A 17,408-nucleotide genomic window follows, 5' to 3' on the forward strand; every position below is an offset into this window, starting at 1 on the left:
CTGCAGGGTGATCCGGTCGTTGTCGTGACGATTCACCCGCGAAGCGGTCCCGGTGGCACGTCCGTGTGTCGGAGGAGCATGATCGACTGGTGACCATGTTGCCCGATCCCGTTTCCGTGCCGTCCGCAACAGAGAAAGCTTCCGCAGCCGAGAAAGCTCCTGCACCGTCCGCTATGCGTCGGGTGCTCCGGCGCGCGCGTGACGGTGTCAGCCTGAACGTCGACGAAGCCACTGTGCTGCTGCATGCTCGCGGTGACGACTTGGTGGACCTGATGGCGTCGGCGTCTCGGGTTCGCGACGCCGGTCTTCTGGCGGCCGGGCGGGAAGCCACCGTCAGTTATTCGCGCAAGGTGTTCGTGCCGATCACGCGGTTGTGCCGGGACAAGTGCCATTACTGCACGTTCGTGACGGTCCCGGGAAAGCTGAAGGCAGAAGGCCACGGGCTGTTCATGGATCCCGACGAGATCGTCGAGGTCGCTCGGCAGGGTGCGGCATTGGGCTGCAAGGAGGCGTTGTTCACGCTCGGTGATCGTCCCGAGGAGCGGTGGCCGGAGGCGAAGGAATGGCTCGATTCGCGTGGCTACGACTCGACGTTGGATTACGTGCGTGCCATGGCGATCAAGGTGCTCGAGGAGACCGGTCTTCTGCCGCACCTGAATCCGGGTGTGATGTCGTGGCAGGAACTCTCGCGTCTCAAGCCTGTCGCGCCGTCGATGGGCATGATGCTCGAGACCACGTCCCGTCGGTTGTTCGAGGAGAAGGGGCAGGCGCATTACGGCAGCCCCGACAAGGATCCCGAGGTGCGCTTGCGCACGCTGACCGACGCGGGCCGGTTGAACATTCCGTTCACCACGGGAATCCTCGTGGGTATCGGCGAGACCATCCGTGACCGTGCGGAGTCGATCATGGCAATCCGTAAGGTGCACAAGGCGTTCGGGCATGTGCAGGAAATCATCGTGCAGAACTTCCTCGCCAAGCCGGACACCGCGATGCGCCAGGCGCCGAATGCCGGCATGGAAGAGTTCCTCGCGACCATCGCGGTGACCCGGATCCTGCTGGGGCCGGCCATGCGAATTCAGGCTCCGCCCAACCTCGTCGAGGCAGCGGAGACGGCTGCGTTGCTGGGCGCGGGCGTCGACGACTGGGGCGGTGTGTCACCGTTGACGCCGGACCACGTCAATCCCGAGCGGCCGTGGCCGAATCTGGACACCCTCGCCGAGCTGAGCCAGGCCGCGGGATACACCCTCGTCGAGCGGACCGCGGCGCAGCCGCAGTACATCCTCGCCGGCGCGCCCTGGATCGATCCGAGGATCTCCGCGCACGTCAAGGCGCTGGCCGACCCCGAGACCGGGATGGCGCGCGAAGGCGTCATCCCGGAAGGGCAGCCGTGGCAGGAGCCGGACGAGGAGTGGGAATCGTCGGGACGTGTCGACCTGAACACCGAGATCGACACCGAAGGCCGAAACACCGACACTCGAAGCGATCTCGCGAACGCGTTCGGTGACTGGGAGTCGATCCGTGAGCAGGTTCGTGACCTGGCGGGCCTCGAGCGGGTCGACCGAGACCTGGTGTCGGCGTTGAATGCGGCGGAGAAAGACCCGGCAGGGCTGTCGGACGAGCAGTATCTCGCGTTGGCGACGGCCGAGGGCCCTGGCATGGATGCCGTTGCGGCGTTGGCCGACGACCTGCGCAAGCAGGTCAACGGAGACACCGTCACCTACGTCGTCAACCGGAACATCAACTTCACCAACATCTGCTACACCGGTTGCCGATTCTGCGCGTTCGCGCAACGTAAGGGCGACGCCGACGCCTTCACGCTGTCGACGTCCGAAGTCGCCGATCGTGCATGGGAGGCGCACGTCGCGGGGGCGAGCGAGGTGTGCATGCAGGGCGGCATCGATCCGGAGTTGCCGGTCACCGGCTACGCGGATCTGGTGCGTGCGGTGAAGGAGCGGGTGCCGTCGATGCATGTGCACGCGTTCTCTCCGATGGAAATCGTCAACGGGGCCTCGCGCGGCGGTCAATCGATCCGTGAGTGGCTGACGGAACTCCGGGCGGCAGGCCTGGACACCATCCCCGGCACCGCCGCCGAGATTCTCGACGACGAGGTCCGCTGGGTGTTGACCAAGGGTAAGTTGCCTGCAGCCGAGTGGATCGAGGTCGTCACCACCGCGCACGAAGTGGGACTGCGCTCGAGCTCGACGATGATGTACGGGCACGTGGACAACCCTTCGCACTGGGTCGGACACATGAACGTGCTCAAGAAGATTCAAGACAAGACCGGGGGATTCACGGAATTCGTGCCGCTGCCGTTCGTGCACCAGTCGTCGCCGTTGTACCTGGCGGGTGCGTCGCGTCCCGGCCCGACAAATCGGGACAACCGCGCTGTTCATGCGTTGGCGCGCATCATGCTGCACGGACGGATCGACTCCATCCAGACGTCCTGGGTCAAGCTCGGGATCACGGGAACTCAGGTGATGCTGAACGGCGGAGCCAACGACCTCGGCGGAACGCTGATGGAGGAGACCATCTCGCGGATGGCGGGCAGCCAGAACGGGTCGGAGAAGACCGTCGCCGAGTTGCACGAGATCGCTAACGGCATCGGGCGCCAGGCACGCGAGCGCACGACGACCTACGAACTCGTCGACCGTGTCCCGGCCGTGGAGCTGGTCTGACATGGAGGATCGCACCGTAGCGGCGGCTCTGGGCCGCGCCGTCGCCATCATCGACCCCGTACTCGACCTGCTGGCCCAACGGGACCCGGTGGGACTCAAAGGCAGAACGTTCAGGACATCGACGGACACCGACACGGCGCTCGACAAGGTTCTGGACACACTGGCGTCGGCGCTCGATGCGACCGACTTTCCGGGGACCAAGGGGTGGGAGGCTCTCGACGAGGACGCGCGATCGCAGTGGTGGGTGGCGCGCATCGGCGCGTTGAACACCGTCGCGGTCGCGTTCCCCGGAGTGTTCGGCGTTCTCGTCAACCGGCTTCCGCTGCAGGACCTGCTCGGTTTCGCCAACCAGGCGATGGTCCTGGTCGCGGTGGCGCGCGAGAGCGGCGTCACCGACCGAGCGGATCACGTCCGGATGCTCGCGTCGGTGCTGTGCGAACGTGAGATCGATCTCTCTGCCCCCGAACCCGAGCGTCCTGCCACACCGAGAGGTCGCGGTCCTTTCGCGTTGTTGCGCGGAATGTGGGACGTGGCGAACGTGCTGCGCGATGTGTCCGGCGAGCTGGCGAAACGCCCACGTAGCCGGGGTGTGCTCCGGGTGCTCTCCGCCATCCCGGTCGTCGGGGGCGTCGCCGGATACCTGGGAGAACGTGGTGCCCTGTCCCGGGCTGCGGAACAGGGGAGGCAGTGGATCCGTGCGCACCGGAACGACGCAAGCCACGTAGGCTCGAAAGTGACGGTGCGTAAGTGAGGACACCCTGCGCTGGTTGTCGGAATTCTCCGGCGCGATACTAGGATCTTCAGGGCGCCAGGTTCGATCGGATCGTGGCGCCGACTTTGCGGAAAGGGAGGGAGAGCAGCAGTGCCCTACACGATTGCGGAACCGTGCGTGGATGTGATGGACAAGGCATGCATCGAAGAATGCCCGGTGGACTGCATCTACGAGGGCAACCGAATGCTGTACATCCACCCCGACGAGTGCGTCGACTGCGGTGCCTGTGAGCCGGTCTGCCCGGTCGAAGCCATCTTCTACGAGGACGACGTTCCGGATCAGTGGAACGGCTACATCAGCGCCAACGTCGACTTCTTCGACGAACTGGGTTCGCCCGGCGGCGCGGCCAAGCTCGGCCGAGTCGACCACGACTCGCCGTTCGTCAAGGCACTTCCCCCCATGGCCGAGAACTGACGTTGGCGCGCATCTCCGTTGCCGCTGGACTCCCGGATTTTCCGTGGGATTCGCTGACCGCGGCCAAGGACAAGGCGTCGGCGCACCCGGACGGCATCGTCAATCTGTCGGTGGGCACTCCGGTCGACCCCGTCGCTCCGATCATCCGTGACGCTCTGAACTCGGTCTCGGACCAGCCCGGCTACCCGACGACCCTGGGAACGGATGCGCTGCGGAGCGCAGCAGCCGAGTCGTTGGCTCGCCGCTACGGAGTCACCGGTATCGACCCGTCCGCGGTGCTCCCGGCCATCGGTACCAAGGAAATGATCGCCTGGTTGCCGAAGCTGCTCGGCCTCGGCGCCGACGATCTCGTGGTGATCCCGGAACTCGCCTACCCGACGTACGAGGTCGGCGCTCTGCTCGCCGGCGCGCGCGTCACCCGGGCCGACGGGCTCAACCGTCTCGGGCCCGAGAACGCGTCCCTGGTCTTCGTGAACTCGCCGTCCAACCCCACCGGCAAAGTGCTGCCGGTCGATCACCTGCGGAAGGTGGTCGCGTGGGCGCGGGAGCGGGGTGCCGTCGTCGTGTCCGACGAGTGCTACCTCGGTCTGACGTGGGAGGCGGACGCCGTGTCCGTCCTCGACCCGCGTGTGTCCGACGGAGACCACACCAACTTGCTGGCGGTGCATTCGCTGTCCAAGACGTCGAACCTGGCCAGCTACCGTGCCGGGTTCGTGACCGGTGACCCGGTGCTGGTGAAGGATGTGCTCGAAGTGCGTAAGCACGCAGGCATGATGGTGCCTCTTCCGGTGCAGGCGGCCATGACCGCGGCCTTGAACGACGACGCGCACGAGAACGAGCAGCGTGAGCGATACCGTGCACGCCGTACCGAACTGAAGTCTGCCGTCGAGAAGGCCGGATTCACCGTCGACCACTCCGAGGCCGGTCTGTACCTGTGGGCGTCGCGCGGCGAGTACTGCCGTGACACGGTCGACTGGCTCGCCGAACGGGGCATCCTTGCTGCGCCGGGGGAGTTCTACGGCCCGGGCGGGACCCAGCATGTGCGCATTGCGCTGACGGCCACCGACGAGAGAATCCACGCGGCAGCGGAGCGGTTGCTCTCCTGACGTCGAACTCTACCCTCACGTGAGGGTAGAGTAGCGCTACGTGCCGACCGACGTACTGAGCGCGCTGCGTTCACCCAAGATCCTCAAAACCGAGATCCTCGCCGGACTCGTCGTTGCCTTGGCGTTGATTCCCGAGGCGATTTCGTTCTCGATCATCGCCGGTGTCGATCCGCGAGTCGGTCTGTTCTCCGCCTTCACGATGGCCGTCACCATCGCGATCGTCGGCGGCAGAACCGCAATGATCTCCGCCGCGACGGGTTCCGTCGCACTGGTCATCGCCCCGATCGTCCCGAAGTACGGTCTCGACTATCTGGTCGCGACGGTCTTGCTCGGTGGACTGATGCAGATCGTCCTCACCGCGTTCGGGGCAGTGAAGCTGATGAGGTTCATTCCCCGCAGCGTCATGGTCGGATTCGTCAACGCGCTGGCGATCCTGATCTTCATCGCCCAGATCCGATACTTCGTCGACGTGTCGTGGCTGGTGTTCCCGATCGCCGCGGCCGCGATCGTCATCATGGTGGTTCTGCCCCGACTCACCACCGCGATTCCGGCGCCGCTGGTTGCCGTCGCGGCTCTGACCGTCGTCACCATCGTGTTCGGAGTTCGGGTCCCGAACGTCGGCGACGAAGGGGAGTTGCCGTCGTCGCTGCCGTCGCTGTTCTTCCCGGACCTTCCGATGAACCTCGAGACGCTGAAGATCATCGCGCCCTTCGCTTTCGCCATGGCGCTCGTGGGACTGCTCGAATCCCTGTTGACCGCGAAACTCGTCGACGACGTGACCGACACACCGTCGAACAAGACGAGGGAAGGCGCCGGGCTCGGTGTCGCGAACATCGTGACCGGCGCGTTCGGAGGCATGGGCGGGTGCGCATTGATCGGCCAGACGATGATCAACGTGAAGATCTCCGGAGCCCGGACGAGGATTTCGACGTTCCTCGCGGGAGCGTTCCTGCTCGTCCTCGTGGTGGTCTTCGGCGACGTCGTCGCGCGCATACCGATGGCCGTTCTCGGAGCCGTCATGATCATGGTCTGCTTCGCGACGTTCGACTGGCACTCGATCGCGCCGAAAACCCTGCGCCGCATGCCGCTCAGCGAAACCGCCGTGATGGTGGCGACGGTGGCGGTCACGGTCGCCACCGACAATCTGGCCTACGGCGTCATCGTCGGTGTCGTCGTCGCGATGATCCTGTTCGCACGTCGCGTCGCGCACGTCACGGAGGTCGTCGAGATCGCGCATCCCGACGACGACACTCGGGTCTACGGCGTACGCGGCGAACTGTTCTTCGCGTCGAGCAACGACCTGATCCACCAGTTCGACTACGCGACAGACCCGGCCAACGTCGTCATCGACCTGTCCGACGCGCACATCTGGGATGCGTCGACCGTTGCTACCCTCGATGCCGTGACGACGAAATACGCCAAGTACGGCACGCACGTCTCCATCGTCGGACTGGCCGGGGCAAGCAAGGAAAGGCATGATCGACTGACCGGACGCCTCGGCGGAGAAGGCTGAATCATGGCTGCGCACATGCAGATCGGTGAAGTCGCCGAACGTACCGGCTTGTCCATCAGAACGCTCCGCCACTACGACGAGGTGGGCTTGGTGCCGCCGTCGGAGCGCAGTGCCGGCGGGTTCAGGTTGTACACCGACACGGACGTCGAGCGACTGCTGGTGATCCGGCGCATGAAACCACTCGAATTCACGCTCGACGAGATGAGCAGACTACTGGCCTCGCTGGACACCATCGAGTCGGGCGGCGACGACGCCCAGGAGGCAGGCGCTTTCGTCGACGAATGCCATGCCAGGGCCGAGGCAGCGTGCGCGAACCTGCGGAAGAAGCTGGCATACGCCGAGGAGTTGACCGCGGTTCTGGCCGCTAACCGACATCCCAGCCGCCGCGCCTGATACGCAGGATGTACACCAGCTCGGTGCTGCCGAACGCCTCGACCGTCGTGAACCTCTTCGGTTCGGTGTTCGTGGACGGGTTGCGGGCGAACTGCTCCTCGTAGAGTTGCCCGGCCCGAAGGTCGGCAAGTTCGACGCGTGTCCAGAAATCGTCGGACTGCACCGAATACACAAGCCGCGGCGCACTGTCGGTGACATGGTCGAAGTCGAGATCGTCGTCGTCGGCGGTGTCGTCCGCCACTTCGTCCGATTCCTCGTCGGTATCGACGTCCTGTTCGGCGTCGGTGCCGATGAGGTACACCCCGGGTTGCAAGCTGCCGGCCGGGACCGTCAGATATTCGGCGTAGTCGCCGGAGTCGATTCCATCGGCGTCCATGTATGTACGGTAACCATGTGCTGCTTCGTTCACTGAACCCACTCGCCGTTGCGCGCGGAGACGATATTCCCGACGCCGTCACCATCGACGGAGTCTCGCTGTCACGAGGAGACATTCTCGGGGCGGCAACGTCGGTGGCGGAGCGTGTCGCCCAGGCGGACCGGCTTGCCGTGCTGGCGACGCCGTCGGTGAAGACGGTGCTGGCGGTGGTCGGGTGTCTGATCGCAGGCGTGACCGTCGTTCCCGTGCCTCCGGACGCGGGGCCGGCGGAACGGGCTCACATACTTCGAGACTCCGGTGCCCAGGCGTGGCTCGGAGCCGCTCCCGACGACAACGCCGGGTTACAGGTGCTGCCCGTGCGTCAACACGCTCGGTCGTGGCACAGCTACCCGGACCCGCACCCGTCGTCGACGGCGTTCGTTCTCTACACCTCGGGCACCACCGGCCCACCGAAAGGCGTGCTCCTCTCGCGTGAGGCCATCGCAGCGGGAATCGACGCCCTCGCCGAGGCCTGGCAATGGACGTGGAAAGACACACTGGTGCACGGCCTTCCGCTGTTCCACGTACACGGACTGATTCTCGGTCTGCTGGGACCGCTCCGGGTGGGAAGCCCCGTGATCCACACCGGCAAGCCGACGCCGGAGCTGTACGCCGCCGCGGGTGGCTCGCTCTACTTCGGAGTTCCAACTGTCTGGTCGAGGGTCGCCGCGGACGCCGACTCCGCTCGCGCACTGTCCGGTGCTCGTCTGCTGGTATCGGGGAGCGCGCCGTTGCCGGTACCCGTGTTCGAGAAACTGCGCGAGTTGACCGGTCAGGCACCGGTCGAGCGGTACGGCATGAGCGAAACGCTGATCACACTGTCGACGCGTGCCGACGGAGAACGCAGGCCGGGATCGGTGGGTCTTCCCGTTGCCGGCGTCGATACCCGGTTGGTGGGCGAGGACGGCGCGGTGCTGCCGCACGACGGTGACTCCATCGGTGCGCTCCAGGTCCGCGGACCGATGGTGTTCGACGGCTACCTGAACAACCCCGAGGCAACGGCCGAGTCCTTCACTGCCGACGGCTGGTTCGACACCGGGGATGTCGCGGTGATCGAGCCCGACGGCTTCCACCGAATCGTCGGCCGCGCGTCGACGGATCTGATCAAGTCCGGCGGTTATCGCGTCGGGGCAGGGGAGATCGAGACGGTACTGCTCGGTCACGCGACGGTCGACGAGGTGGCCGTGGTGGGGCTTCCGGACGAAGACCTGGGGCAGAGAATCGTTGCATTCGTCGTCGGGACGGGTGTGGAGCCGACGGTGTTGATCGACCTGGTGGCGTCCGAATTGTCGAACCACAAGCGGCCCAGGGAAATTCGTGTCGTGGATTCGCTCCCGCGGAATGCGATGGGGAAAGTGCAGAAGAAGCAGCTCAGCTAGGAAAGTCGGCCGAAACCGACTATCGCGGAATCGGACAGAACGTCGACGGAGTGCACACGAATCTTTCCGAGTTCGTTGCCTCCCACCGTCGTTGCGGTGTCTCCGTCGACCGCCACGACGATGTTGGTGTGCTGGCCGACCCAGCTGCTGTTGTCGTACAGCACGACGTCGCCGACGGAGGGAACGTAACCCTTGGGCTCGAACGAGCCCTGCTGCTGGTAGTACTCGGTCAACGTGTACACCCCGGGGATGCGCCAACTGCCGGAATGCGGGTTGCTCAGCGGGCGGCCCGCTTCACGCATGATCCAGCTGACGAAGTTCGCGCACCAGGCCTCATCGACGCCCTCGGAATAGAAGGTGCCGGGGCGTTGCCGTTCGTGCTCCGCCCGAGTGAGGTCGACGACGGCCGCCTGCTCGGGAGTTAGTGCGGACGTGTCGACGTCGGGAAACGGCGTCGTGTCCCACGGCAGGTACCGGCTCGGGGCCGACCACAGCACGGCGCCCGCCACCACCACGACGACCGCGACGAACGCCACGAACCAGCGGCCGACGCGTCGGCGACCGCGTTGCGGGGCGGTGGGGACCTCGATGCTCATTCCTCGAATGTACCGGCAGGTCCGTTCGAGCCGACGGTGAAGAACCACGCTTGACCTTCGACCGACCGGAGACCCCAGGATGGGCTCGTGACCACATCGGAATTGATGACAATCGGCGCATTCGCCCGCGCAACAGGGTTGACCCCCGGTGCCCTGCGCTTCTACGCGGACTCGTCTCTCCTGGAGCCCGCCAGGATCGACGAGACCACCGGCTACCGCTACTACGCGCCGGGGCAGCTCGAGCAGGCCGAGGTGATCCGGAGCCTGCGGCAGATCGACATGCCGTTGGACATGATCGAGTCGGTCCTCGCCGGCGACGCCTCACCGATCGATCGGCACGTTGGCACCCTGACCGATCAGGCGCGGCTGGCGGCCCGTTCCGCCACCGCCGTACACGCAATACTCGACACCGAAAGCAGGAAGCCAATGTTCACTGTCAACGGCCCGGTTCTCGCCGCCGCACTCGATCAGACCCTCACCGCGACGTCGCATCACCCCGAGCATCCCGTCCTCGCCGGGGTGTACCTGGAATGGCGGGACGACACGCTGACCATGACCGCGACCGATCGATTCAGGCTGGTGTCCCGGTCGCTGGTCGCGAAAGCGGTTGCAACCGAGACCGAATGGACCGCAGTGGTCGACGGGGACGATCTGCGGTCCGCGGTCCAATCCATCAGACAGCACCATCGAGTGCAGGTGGATCGCACCCCCTCGGCGGTGACCTTCCGGCCGGGCGACGACCGTGCCCGCATCCTTGCGGCCGAGTTTCCGGACTACCGCGCAATGCTCGGCGCGCTGCCGGACGTCACCACCCGGATGGTCGTCGCCAAGTCGACGTTGCTGTCCATGCTCGACACCGAGAACGAGTACATCGATTTCACCACGTCCGACATGGATGCAACCGTGTCCGGACCCGACGTGGACATGGCGTTCGCCGTGACCACCCTGTACCCGGCCGTCGTGGCAGCGCTCGGCCCCGACGTCATGATCGACGTGTCGGGTCCGGAGTACCCGGTGGTGATTCGCTCCGCGGACAGCGGCGACCTCACCACTCTAACGATGCCCGTCGACCGGAAGCTGCTACTGTCGCGTTCGTGACCGCGACCCACGTGACAGCCGATGTGCTGGTGAGGCGTCGCACCGTCGATTTCGGACTGGTCTGCTCTTCGCGTTGTTGCGCGTCCTGATCCAACCAATCAGGTCAGCACCCAACACACCTCACGAAGGGGACAATCATGTCCACAGCTCTGTCGCACCTCGGATCCGTCACCAGCGCAACCAAGAACGCAGTCGACGCCGATCCACACAACGCCCTCGTCGTCTTCCGTGCATCCGCAGCCGCGCACGATGCCGTCGCCAGCACGGTCACGCTCGGCAAGTTCAGTGTCGAGGTGGACGAACCGCCCGCCCTCGGCGGCGAGAACACCGCGGCCAACCCCGTCGAGTACTACCTGGCGTCTCTGCTGTCCTGCCAGGTCGTGACCTACCGGGTCTGGGCGGACAAGCTCGGTATCCCGGTCGACGACATCACCGCGCGTGCCGAGGGTGACCTCGACGTTCGGGGCTTCTTCGGCTTCGACGACTCGGTTCGGGCCGGGTTCGGCGAGGTCCGAGTGATCGTCAAGGTCACCGGGCCGGAATCGCGTGAGCGCTACGAGGAACTGCAGGAAGCGGTGGACGCGCACTGCCCGGTCCTCGATCTCACACGCAACCGGACGCCGGTGCACACGACCCTCGAAACGGCCTGACGGATGAGCGAGAGGTCGTTCGGTCTCCGAACGCGCGCGATACATGCAGGTGCCAGACCCGATTCCGAGACCGGCGCGCGGGCGGTACCGATCTACTCGACCGCGAGCTACGTGTTCGAGGACTCGGCGGACGCCGGCGACCTCTTCGCTCTGCAGAAGTACGGAAACGTCTACAGCCGGATCGCCAATCCCACCGTCGCCGCCTTCGAGGAGCGCATCGCCAGCCTCGAAGGCGGCATCGGGGCGGTCGCATTCGCCAGCGGCCTGGCTGCGGAGTTCGCAGTGTTCGCCGCGCTCGCCGGCACCGGTGACCACATCGTCGCGGCAGCCGGGTTGTACGGCGGCACCATCACACAACTCGACGTCACGCTGCGACGGTTCGGTGTGGACACCACGTTCGTTCCGGGAACCGACCCGGCGGACTACGCAGCAGCGGTGACCGACCGGACGAAGCTGATCTACGTGGAGGTCATCGGCAACCCGTCGGGTGACATCGCCGATCTGGAAGGCCTCGCCGTCGTCGCCCACGAGCACGGAATCCCGCTCGTCGTGGACGCCACCATGGCAACGCCGGTGTTGTGCCGGCCGATCGAGTTCGGCGCGGACATCGTCGTCCACTCGGCGACGAAATTTCTCGGCGGTCACGGGTCGACGCTCGGAGGAGTGGTCGTCGAATCCGGCAGATTCGACTGGGGCTCGGGGCGATTCCCGCAGATGACCGAACCCGTCGCGTCGTACGGAGGCCTGTCCTGGTGGGGGAACTTCGGCGAGTACGGCTTCCTGACGAAACTTCGCAGTGAACAACTCCGCGACATCGGTGGGTCCTTGGCCGCGCAGTCGGCGTTCACCCTGATACAGGGCGTGGAGACCTTGCCGCAGCGGATGGAGGCACACGTGCAGAACGCCCGCGACGTGGCAGCCTGGCTCGACGCCGATCCGCGAGTGGACTACGTCGCGTTCTCGGGTCTGCTGAGCCATCCCCACCACGAGCGTGCCGCGAAATACCTTCCGTCGGGACCTGGTGCAGTGTTCACCTTCGGGGTCGACGGCGGCAGGGACGCCGGCCGAGCATTCGTCGAGAACGTCCGAATCGCGAGCCACGTAGCGAACATCGGCGATGTGCGCACACTCGTCATTCACCCGGCCAGTACGACACACCGCCAACTGACCGACGATCAACTACACGAGGCCGGTGTCCGGCCCGAGGCCGTCCGCATCAGCGTCGGGCTCGAGGACGTCGACGACATCGAGTGGGACCTCGACCAGGCGCTCACGGCGGCAACGGGACGGGAGCGGTCATGAGCATCAGGCAGATCCTTCAGCAGACCACGTCGGTCGCGATCGTCGGCGCATCGAAAAATCCATCGCGTGCAAGCTATTTCGTGAACAAGTATCTGTCGTCGACGAGCGCGTACGACATCTACCTCGTCAACCCCACGATCACCGAGATCGAGGGCACGCCGGTGTATCCCACACTTGCCGACCTTCCGGTGAGACCGGACCTCGTCGACGTCTTTCGCAAACACGACGACCTGCCGGCCGTGTTGGCGGAAACAATTGCCGTCCAAGCGAAAACGATTTGGCTGCAACTCGGACTCGTACACGACGAGGTCGCGCGCGACGCCGAACGCGCAGGACTGTCCGTGGTGATGGACAAGTGCCTGAAGATCGAGCATGCACGGTTCCACGGCGGACTTCACCTTGCCGGTTTCGATACCGGCGTCATCGACTCACGGAGGCGTCTAGCATTATGACCATGACCGAGCAGCCCCGAACCGTCGCATTCGTGCAAGCCACCTGGCACAAGGAACTCGTCGATCGAGCACGCGAGGGTTTCGTCGCCGAATTCGGTGCCGACGTCGAGATTTTCGAGGTACCGGGCGCGTTCGAAATTCCGCTGCACGCCCAGCGACTCGCACGGACCGGCCGCTACGCGGCCATCGTCGCCGCAGCCCTGGTGGTCGACGGCGGAATCTACCGACACGAATTCGTGGAAACCGCCGTCATCGACGGCCTCATGCGGGTCCAACTGGACACCGACGTTCCCGTCTTCTCGGTGGTGCTGACTCCGCACCACTTCCACGAACACGCCGATCACACCGACTTCTTCGCCGACCACCTCGAGAAGAAAGGCGTCGAGGCGGCACGGGCAGTCACACGAACCCTGGTATCGCTGAACTCGATCGGCTAGAGCGCGCACCTGGCATCGCCGGCGCTCGGGGTGATCGAGCGCTGCCGAACCCTCATGCGCATGTTCTGCGGCTTCAGCGTCAACGATTCCTGGATGTCCAGTTCGTAGCCGTCTTCGAGGTCGAAGTCGAAGGACCGCACCAAGTGCGCGAGCGTCAGCACAGATTCGTGCAGCGCGAACTGACGCCCGATGCAGCCGCGCATTCCGGTTCCGAACGGCTTGTACGCCTGCGCCGGGCGAGATTTCGAGCGGGCCGATGAGAAACGATCAGGATCGAAGACGTGAGAATCCGGGCCCCAGATCGGGTCGCGGTGCAACCCGAGTGTCAGTACGAATGCCCACTCACCGGCCTTCATCGGATATTTGCCGTCCGCCAACGACGTGTCCTGACGCGCCTTACGGAAGTAACCGGGAGCCGACGGCCAGAGACGTAGCGTCTCGTCGACGACGCTGCGGGTGTAGCGCAACTTGGAGACGTCCGCGTAGCTCACCACGTCGGATGCGTTGTCCGCCTCTTGGCGGACTCGGGCGGCGACATGGGGATGTGTCGCGAGGAAGTACAACGCGAACGCCAAGGTACCCGCGGTGGTTTCGTTTCCCGCGACGAGGAACGTCAGAACCTGGTGGCGAATGTTCACCTTGTCGAGCAGTTCCCCGGTCTCGGGATCGGGGGTGTGCAGCATGAGATCGAGCAGGTCGTCGTGACGAGTCTCTGTGTCCAGCATCCTTTTCCGAATGACGTCGTCGACCACGCCGTGCACGTACTCGATGTCGCGCTCGTTCCGGACCCGAGCTTTCCTGTCGAACAACCGCATGAACGGCAGGTCGTTCGACGTCCGGTTCACGTGACCGAGCACGCGGACTATCGCGGATACGAATGCGTCGTCGTCTCGTCGGAACGAGTCGAAGCTGTAGCCGAACCCGGCGCGGGCCATGTTCTCCAGTGTCAGCTTGTTCAGATCCGCCGTCACGTCGATCGACTGGTCGGAGCGCGTCCGCCAGTGCGAGGTGAGCTCGTTCGCCACGCCCTGCATGACGTGGTGATGACGTTGCATTGCATCCCGGCTGAATCCTGGCATCAGAACTCGATGTGCCGCACCCCAGTTGGGCTCGGAGTTGAACGCGGTGAACAAGCCGTCGCCACCCAGTGCACGCAGCTTGCGATGGGGGAGTGCGAGAAACTTGGCGAACCGTGTCTCGTCGTTCAGCTCGGCCACCAGATCAGCACCGCTGACCACGACAAGGCGGTGCGACAGGATCTTCCGTTCGAATATCGGTCCCAATTCCGACGCCATCTTCAGTTCACGCTGGGTCGGTTTTGCCGCATCGATGCTGAGGATGTCACCCACTATCGGGAGGCGGAATCGAGGTTTGGGAATTGTCACGCCGACAGTGTGCCCCATACCGAGCGGATGGTCGATGTGAGAATGCGCGCGTAAGCCTGTGTCGTGGAAGGCGACAGATCAGCTGCGGTGACAGTGGATCCGGACGAGAGGTGCGGATCGTAGGGCACTTCGAGAACGTCGAAGACTCGGTCGAGGTCGCGCCGCACGTCGTCGACCGCCGAGGTGTTCGGTCCTGGAGTGCAGTGCGCGACCACAACAGTGGTGCGGCGCAGTGCTTTCTCACCGGCAGCCAACCCGATCGTGTGGAGCGCAGCCCTCGATCGTCGAACGGCATCGGGCCTCGCAGGGACCACGAGCACCACAGCTGCCGACGGCCCGCTCCGCAGTGGGTTCGCGCTGTCGCGTTCCACACTTCCGTGCCCGAAATCGTAGATCGCCGCGTCGGTCGTGCAGGTCAGATGCCAATCGAGACGGCCGAAGTCGGGGTCGATCGAGTCCGGCCACGCCCGACCCAGCACTTGTGCCCCGGTACTGGTGGTCGACAACTCGACGCCGACATACCCCGATTCGACGGTCGCTGCGGTGACAGTGTTGTCGGCGGCGCGTTCGACGAGATCACCGCCGCCAACGGTCGCGTCGACGACCACCACGGACTTCCCGTGCAGCGAAAGAGCATTGGCAAGACCGACCGACGTCGTCGTGGTCCCGGCCCCGCCGCACGCCCCGAGTACCAACGTCACACTCATGGAGCGCCTTCTCGACAGATTCGGTGCAACGTCCGGGCCGAGCGTCAAGCCGCGGGAAGCTCCCAAGCGGAAGCGCGGGGGTCAGTATACAACCGGCAAATCAGTCGTTCGCGTGCAGAGCAGCGTTCAACTCGACGCCGGTGCCCTTCCACGGAACGACCTCCACCGCACCGGACACGGAGTTCCGACGGAAGAGCAGATTGCTCTTTCCGCTGAGCGTCGCAGCCTTGACCACGGTGCCGTCGGGACCGGACACCTTGGTGCCCGCGGTGATGTAGAGACCGGCCTCCACCACGCAGTCGTCACCGAGCGAGATACCCAGACCGGAGTTGGCGCCGAGCAGGCAGCTCTTACCCACCGAGATGACGTTCTTTCCGCCGCCGGACAACGTACCCATGATGGACGCGCCGCCGCCGACGTCGGAGCCGTCGCCGACGACGACTCCGGCCGAGATGCGACCCTCGACCATCGAGTTACCGAGCGTCCCGGCGTTGAAGTTCACGAAGCCCTCGTGCATGACGGTGGTACCGCTGGCCAGGTGTGCACCGAGGCGCACACGGTCGGCGTCGGCGATCCGCACGCCGGAGGGGGCGACGTAGTCGACGAGGCGGGGGAACTTGTCGATCGAGTACACGGTGACCTGGCCGCGGGCACGAAGGCGAGCGCGAACGGTCTCGAAGCTCTCCACCGCAGCCGGGCCGAAGTTGGTCCACACGACGTTGGCGAGGAATCCGAACTGGCCGTCGAGGTTGACACCGTGCGGCTGCACGAGTCGGTGAGAGAGCAGGTGAAGGCGAAGGTAGACGTCGTGCGCATCGACAGGTGCATCGTCGACGGACGCAATGGTGGTGCGCACGGCCACGACGTCGACGCCGCGAGCCTCGTCCGGGCCGACGAGTGCCGCGAGCTCGGCGGGGATGTCCGCACCGTCGAGTCGGGTGGTGCCGGAATCGGTGTAGTCACCGAGCTCAGGGCTCGGGTACCAGGTGTCGAGTACGACTCCGCCGGTGGTGATGTTGGCAAGACCGATTGCAGATGCTCCCTGTGCGCTCACAGGTATCGAGAATACGGTGTGGGTCCGCAGGGTGTGGACACGGCCGATGGATGTCACCGCCGGGGTGTAGACATGAACGTGGGTAGCGGGGAGCCATCGACGTGTGGGGGACGAACGTGCGCATAGTGAAACGAATTCGGACAGCAGTGACAGCAGTGACCGTGGCGGCGGTTGCCGCCACCGGCGCGGTGCTCGTCGGGACACCGGCCGCGTCCGCGGCACCGGACTGCGCGGCCGCTGCGGCACCGGTCCGGGTCGGTTCGGTCGGCGGCGCGGCGCTCGAAGGACTCGCCGTCGACTCGGCGGGCAGGCTCTACACGACGGACATCATCACCGGAGGCGTCTTCCGGATCGACGCACCTGGGCTGCCCGCCTACGAGATCGCGCGTGTCCCCGGCGGCGGTGGCGCGCTCGCCTGGATGCCCGACGGCACCCTGCTCGTCGGCTACGGAGCCAACCCGACCGTCATCGTCGGCGACATCGTCAAGGCAGCCGGGATCGTGCGGTTGAATATCGACACGCTCGAGACCAGCACGTTCGCCACCGGCCTCAGCGCAGCCAACGGTCTTGCCGTGGCCGACGACGGAACTGTGTACGCGACAAACGATTTCGGTAGCCTGGTCGGCCAGGTCGCGCCGGACGGGACGGTGAACCCCGCGTGGGCGCGGCTACCCAGTGCCAACGGCGCGGTGCTCGACGACGCTGGTCGGTACCTGTACGTCTCCCGAACGTTCGTGAACTCGGGCGTCAGCAGAATTCCCATCGCGAACCCGTCCGCACCGGAGAGCATTCTCGACCTGAACGGACTCGACTCGCTCAGCGCACCGGACGGGCTCACCCTCGATTCCGCCGGCCGTCCGGTCGTGCCGCTGAACACCCGAGGCCAGATCGTCCGAATCGATGCGCCCGGGCAGTACTGCGTCCTCGGCAGCGGAATCCCCACCTCGAGCGTCGTGATCTACGGACGGGGCGAGCAGGGCTTCTCCAGCGGACGGCTGTTCCGGGCGGGCTTCGACGGGTCGGTGTACGAGATCCCCGGCGGCCGCGACCTCGGCTAGAG

General features: G+C 65.4%; 18 protein-coding genes. 13 read left to right on the plus strand and 5 right to left on the minus strand.

The genetic code is table 11. The features are described from left to right. The first annotated feature begins 95 nt into the window (after positions 1–95). The 6 genes from CH292_RS08860 (at position 96) to CH292_RS08885 (ending at position 6,873) form a co-directional block, all read left to right on the plus strand. A complete protein-coding gene (locus CH292_RS08860; RefSeq protein WP_051104911.1) occupies positions 96–2,675 on the plus strand; it encodes a bifunctional FO biosynthesis protein CofGH in 2,580 nt (859 codons plus the stop codon). 1 nt (position 2,676) lies between these two features. Further along, entirely contained in the window at positions 2,677–3,426 is a 750-nt protein-coding gene (locus CH292_RS08865; protein WP_020112609.1) for a hypothetical protein, read from the plus strand. 111 nt (positions 3,427–3,537) lie between these two features. Then, on the plus strand, positions 3,538–3,861 hold the full coding sequence (gene fdxA / locus CH292_RS08870; protein ID WP_019665415.1) for a ferredoxin: 324 nt from the start codon (positions 3,538–3,540) through the stop codon (positions 3,859–3,861). 2 nt (positions 3,862–3,863) lie between these two features. Continuing rightward, positions 3,864–4,967 carry a succinyldiaminopimelate transaminase gene (gene dapC, locus CH292_RS08875; protein WP_094654509.1) on the plus strand — a complete coding sequence of 368 codons (1,104 nt, stop codon included), beginning with the start codon at positions 3,864–3,866 and terminating at the stop codon, positions 4,965–4,967. A gap of 40 nt (positions 4,968–5,007) precedes the next feature. Then, positions 5,008–6,480, plus strand: a complete 1,473-nt coding sequence (locus CH292_RS08880) for a SulP family inorganic anion transporter (RefSeq protein ID WP_094654510.1) — start codon at positions 5,008–5,010, stop codon at positions 6,478–6,480. 3 nt (positions 6,481–6,483) lie between these two features. Next, the gene (locus CH292_RS08885; RefSeq protein ID WP_019665412.1) at positions 6,484–6,873 is read left to right on the plus strand and encodes a MerR family transcriptional regulator; all 390 of its coding nucleotides are present in this window, start codon (positions 6,484–6,486) and stop codon (positions 6,871–6,873) included. On the opposite strand, the gene CH292_RS08890 is transcribed toward CH292_RS08885, so the two are convergent. Next, the gene (locus tag CH292_RS08890; protein WP_094654511.1) at positions 6,845–7,249 is read right to left on the minus strand and encodes a hypothetical protein; all 405 of its coding nucleotides are present in this window, start codon (positions 7,247–7,249) and stop codon (positions 6,845–6,847) included. The two genes, CH292_RS08885 and CH292_RS08890, sit on opposite strands and share 29 nt — an antisense overlap. A gap of 2 nt (positions 7,250–7,251) precedes the next feature. Between CH292_RS08890 and CH292_RS08895 the strand changes: the two genes are divergently transcribed. Then, complete coding sequence (locus CH292_RS08895) at positions 7,252–8,667, plus strand: acyl-CoA synthetase (RefSeq protein ID WP_094654512.1); 1,416 nt, start codon at positions 7,252–7,254, stop codon at positions 8,665–8,667. On the opposite strand, the gene CH292_RS08900 is transcribed toward CH292_RS08895, so the two are convergent. Next, positions 8,664–9,263 carry a CHAP domain-containing protein gene (locus tag CH292_RS08900; protein WP_094654513.1) on the minus strand — a complete coding sequence of 200 codons (600 nt, stop codon included), beginning with the start codon at positions 9,261–9,263 and terminating at the stop codon, positions 8,664–8,666. The two genes, CH292_RS08895 and CH292_RS08900, sit on opposite strands and share 4 nt — an antisense overlap. Before the next feature lie 87 nt (positions 9,264–9,350). On the opposite strand from CH292_RS08900, the gene CH292_RS08905 reads away from it, so the two are divergent. The 5 genes from CH292_RS08905 to CH292_RS08925 all read left to right on the plus strand — a co-directional run bounded on the left by CH292_RS08905 (position 9,351) and on the right by CH292_RS08925 (position 13,202). Further along, on the plus strand, positions 9,351–10,361 hold the full coding sequence (locus CH292_RS08905) for a MerR family transcriptional regulator (protein ID WP_094654514.1): 1,011 nt from the start codon (positions 9,351–9,353) through the stop codon (positions 10,359–10,361). Positions 10,362–10,498: 137 nt separating this feature from the next. After that, entirely contained in the window at positions 10,499–11,011 is a 513-nt protein-coding gene (locus CH292_RS08910; RefSeq protein ID WP_094654515.1) for an OsmC family protein, read from the plus strand. A gap of 3 nt (positions 11,012–11,014) precedes the next feature. Then, entirely contained in the window at positions 11,015–12,313 is a 1,299-nt protein-coding gene (locus tag CH292_RS08915; protein ID WP_094654516.1) for an O-acetylhomoserine aminocarboxypropyltransferase/cysteine synthase family protein, read from the plus strand. Next, entirely contained in the window at positions 12,310–12,765 is a 456-nt protein-coding gene (locus CH292_RS08920; RefSeq protein WP_094654517.1) for a CoA-binding protein, read from the plus strand. Before CH292_RS08915 ends, CH292_RS08920 begins: the two co-directional genes overlap by 4 nt. Continuing rightward, the gene (locus CH292_RS08925; RefSeq protein ID WP_094654518.1) at positions 12,762–13,202 is read left to right on the plus strand and encodes a 6,7-dimethyl-8-ribityllumazine synthase; all 441 of its coding nucleotides are present in this window, start codon (positions 12,762–12,764) and stop codon (positions 13,200–13,202) included. The genes CH292_RS08920 and CH292_RS08925 overlap by 4 nt, the downstream gene beginning before the upstream one ends. Here the strand turns inward: CH292_RS08925 and CH292_RS08930 are convergent. From CH292_RS08930 to dapD, 3 genes are all read right to left on the minus strand, one after another. Next, positions 13,199–14,605, minus strand: coding sequence for a cytochrome P450 (locus tag CH292_RS08930; protein WP_094627520.1), 1,407 nt, complete (start codon positions 14,603–14,605; stop codon positions 13,199–13,201). The genes CH292_RS08925 and CH292_RS08930 overlap by 4 nt on opposite strands. Beyond that, entirely contained in the window at positions 14,584–15,294 is a 711-nt protein-coding gene (locus CH292_RS08935; protein ID WP_094627519.1) for a hypothetical protein, read from the minus strand. Before CH292_RS08935 ends, CH292_RS08930 begins: the two co-directional genes overlap by 22 nt. A 100-nt stretch (positions 15,295–15,394) precedes the next feature. After that, positions 15,395–16,348: a 2,3,4,5-tetrahydropyridine-2,6-dicarboxylate N-succinyltransferase gene (gene dapD / locus CH292_RS08940; RefSeq protein ID WP_094627518.1), complete on the minus strand. Its 954-nt coding sequence runs from the start codon at positions 16,346–16,348 to the stop codon at positions 15,395–15,397. Between the two features lie 155 nt (positions 16,349–16,503). Here dapD and CH292_RS08945 point away from each other — a divergent pair, with 155 nt between their 5' ends. Then, positions 16,504–17,406: an SMP-30/gluconolactonase/LRE family protein gene (locus CH292_RS08945; protein WP_256977991.1), complete on the plus strand. Its 903-nt coding sequence runs from the start codon at positions 16,504–16,506 to the stop codon at positions 17,404–17,406. The last annotated feature ends 2 nt before the right edge of the window (positions 17,407–17,408 follow it).

Origin of the sequence: Rhodococcus sp. 14-2470-1a, from assembly GCF_002259425.1 — a bacterium.
Taxonomy (GTDB): Bacteria; Actinomycetota; Actinomycetes; order Mycobacteriales; family Mycobacteriaceae; genus Rhodococcoides; species Rhodococcoides fascians_E.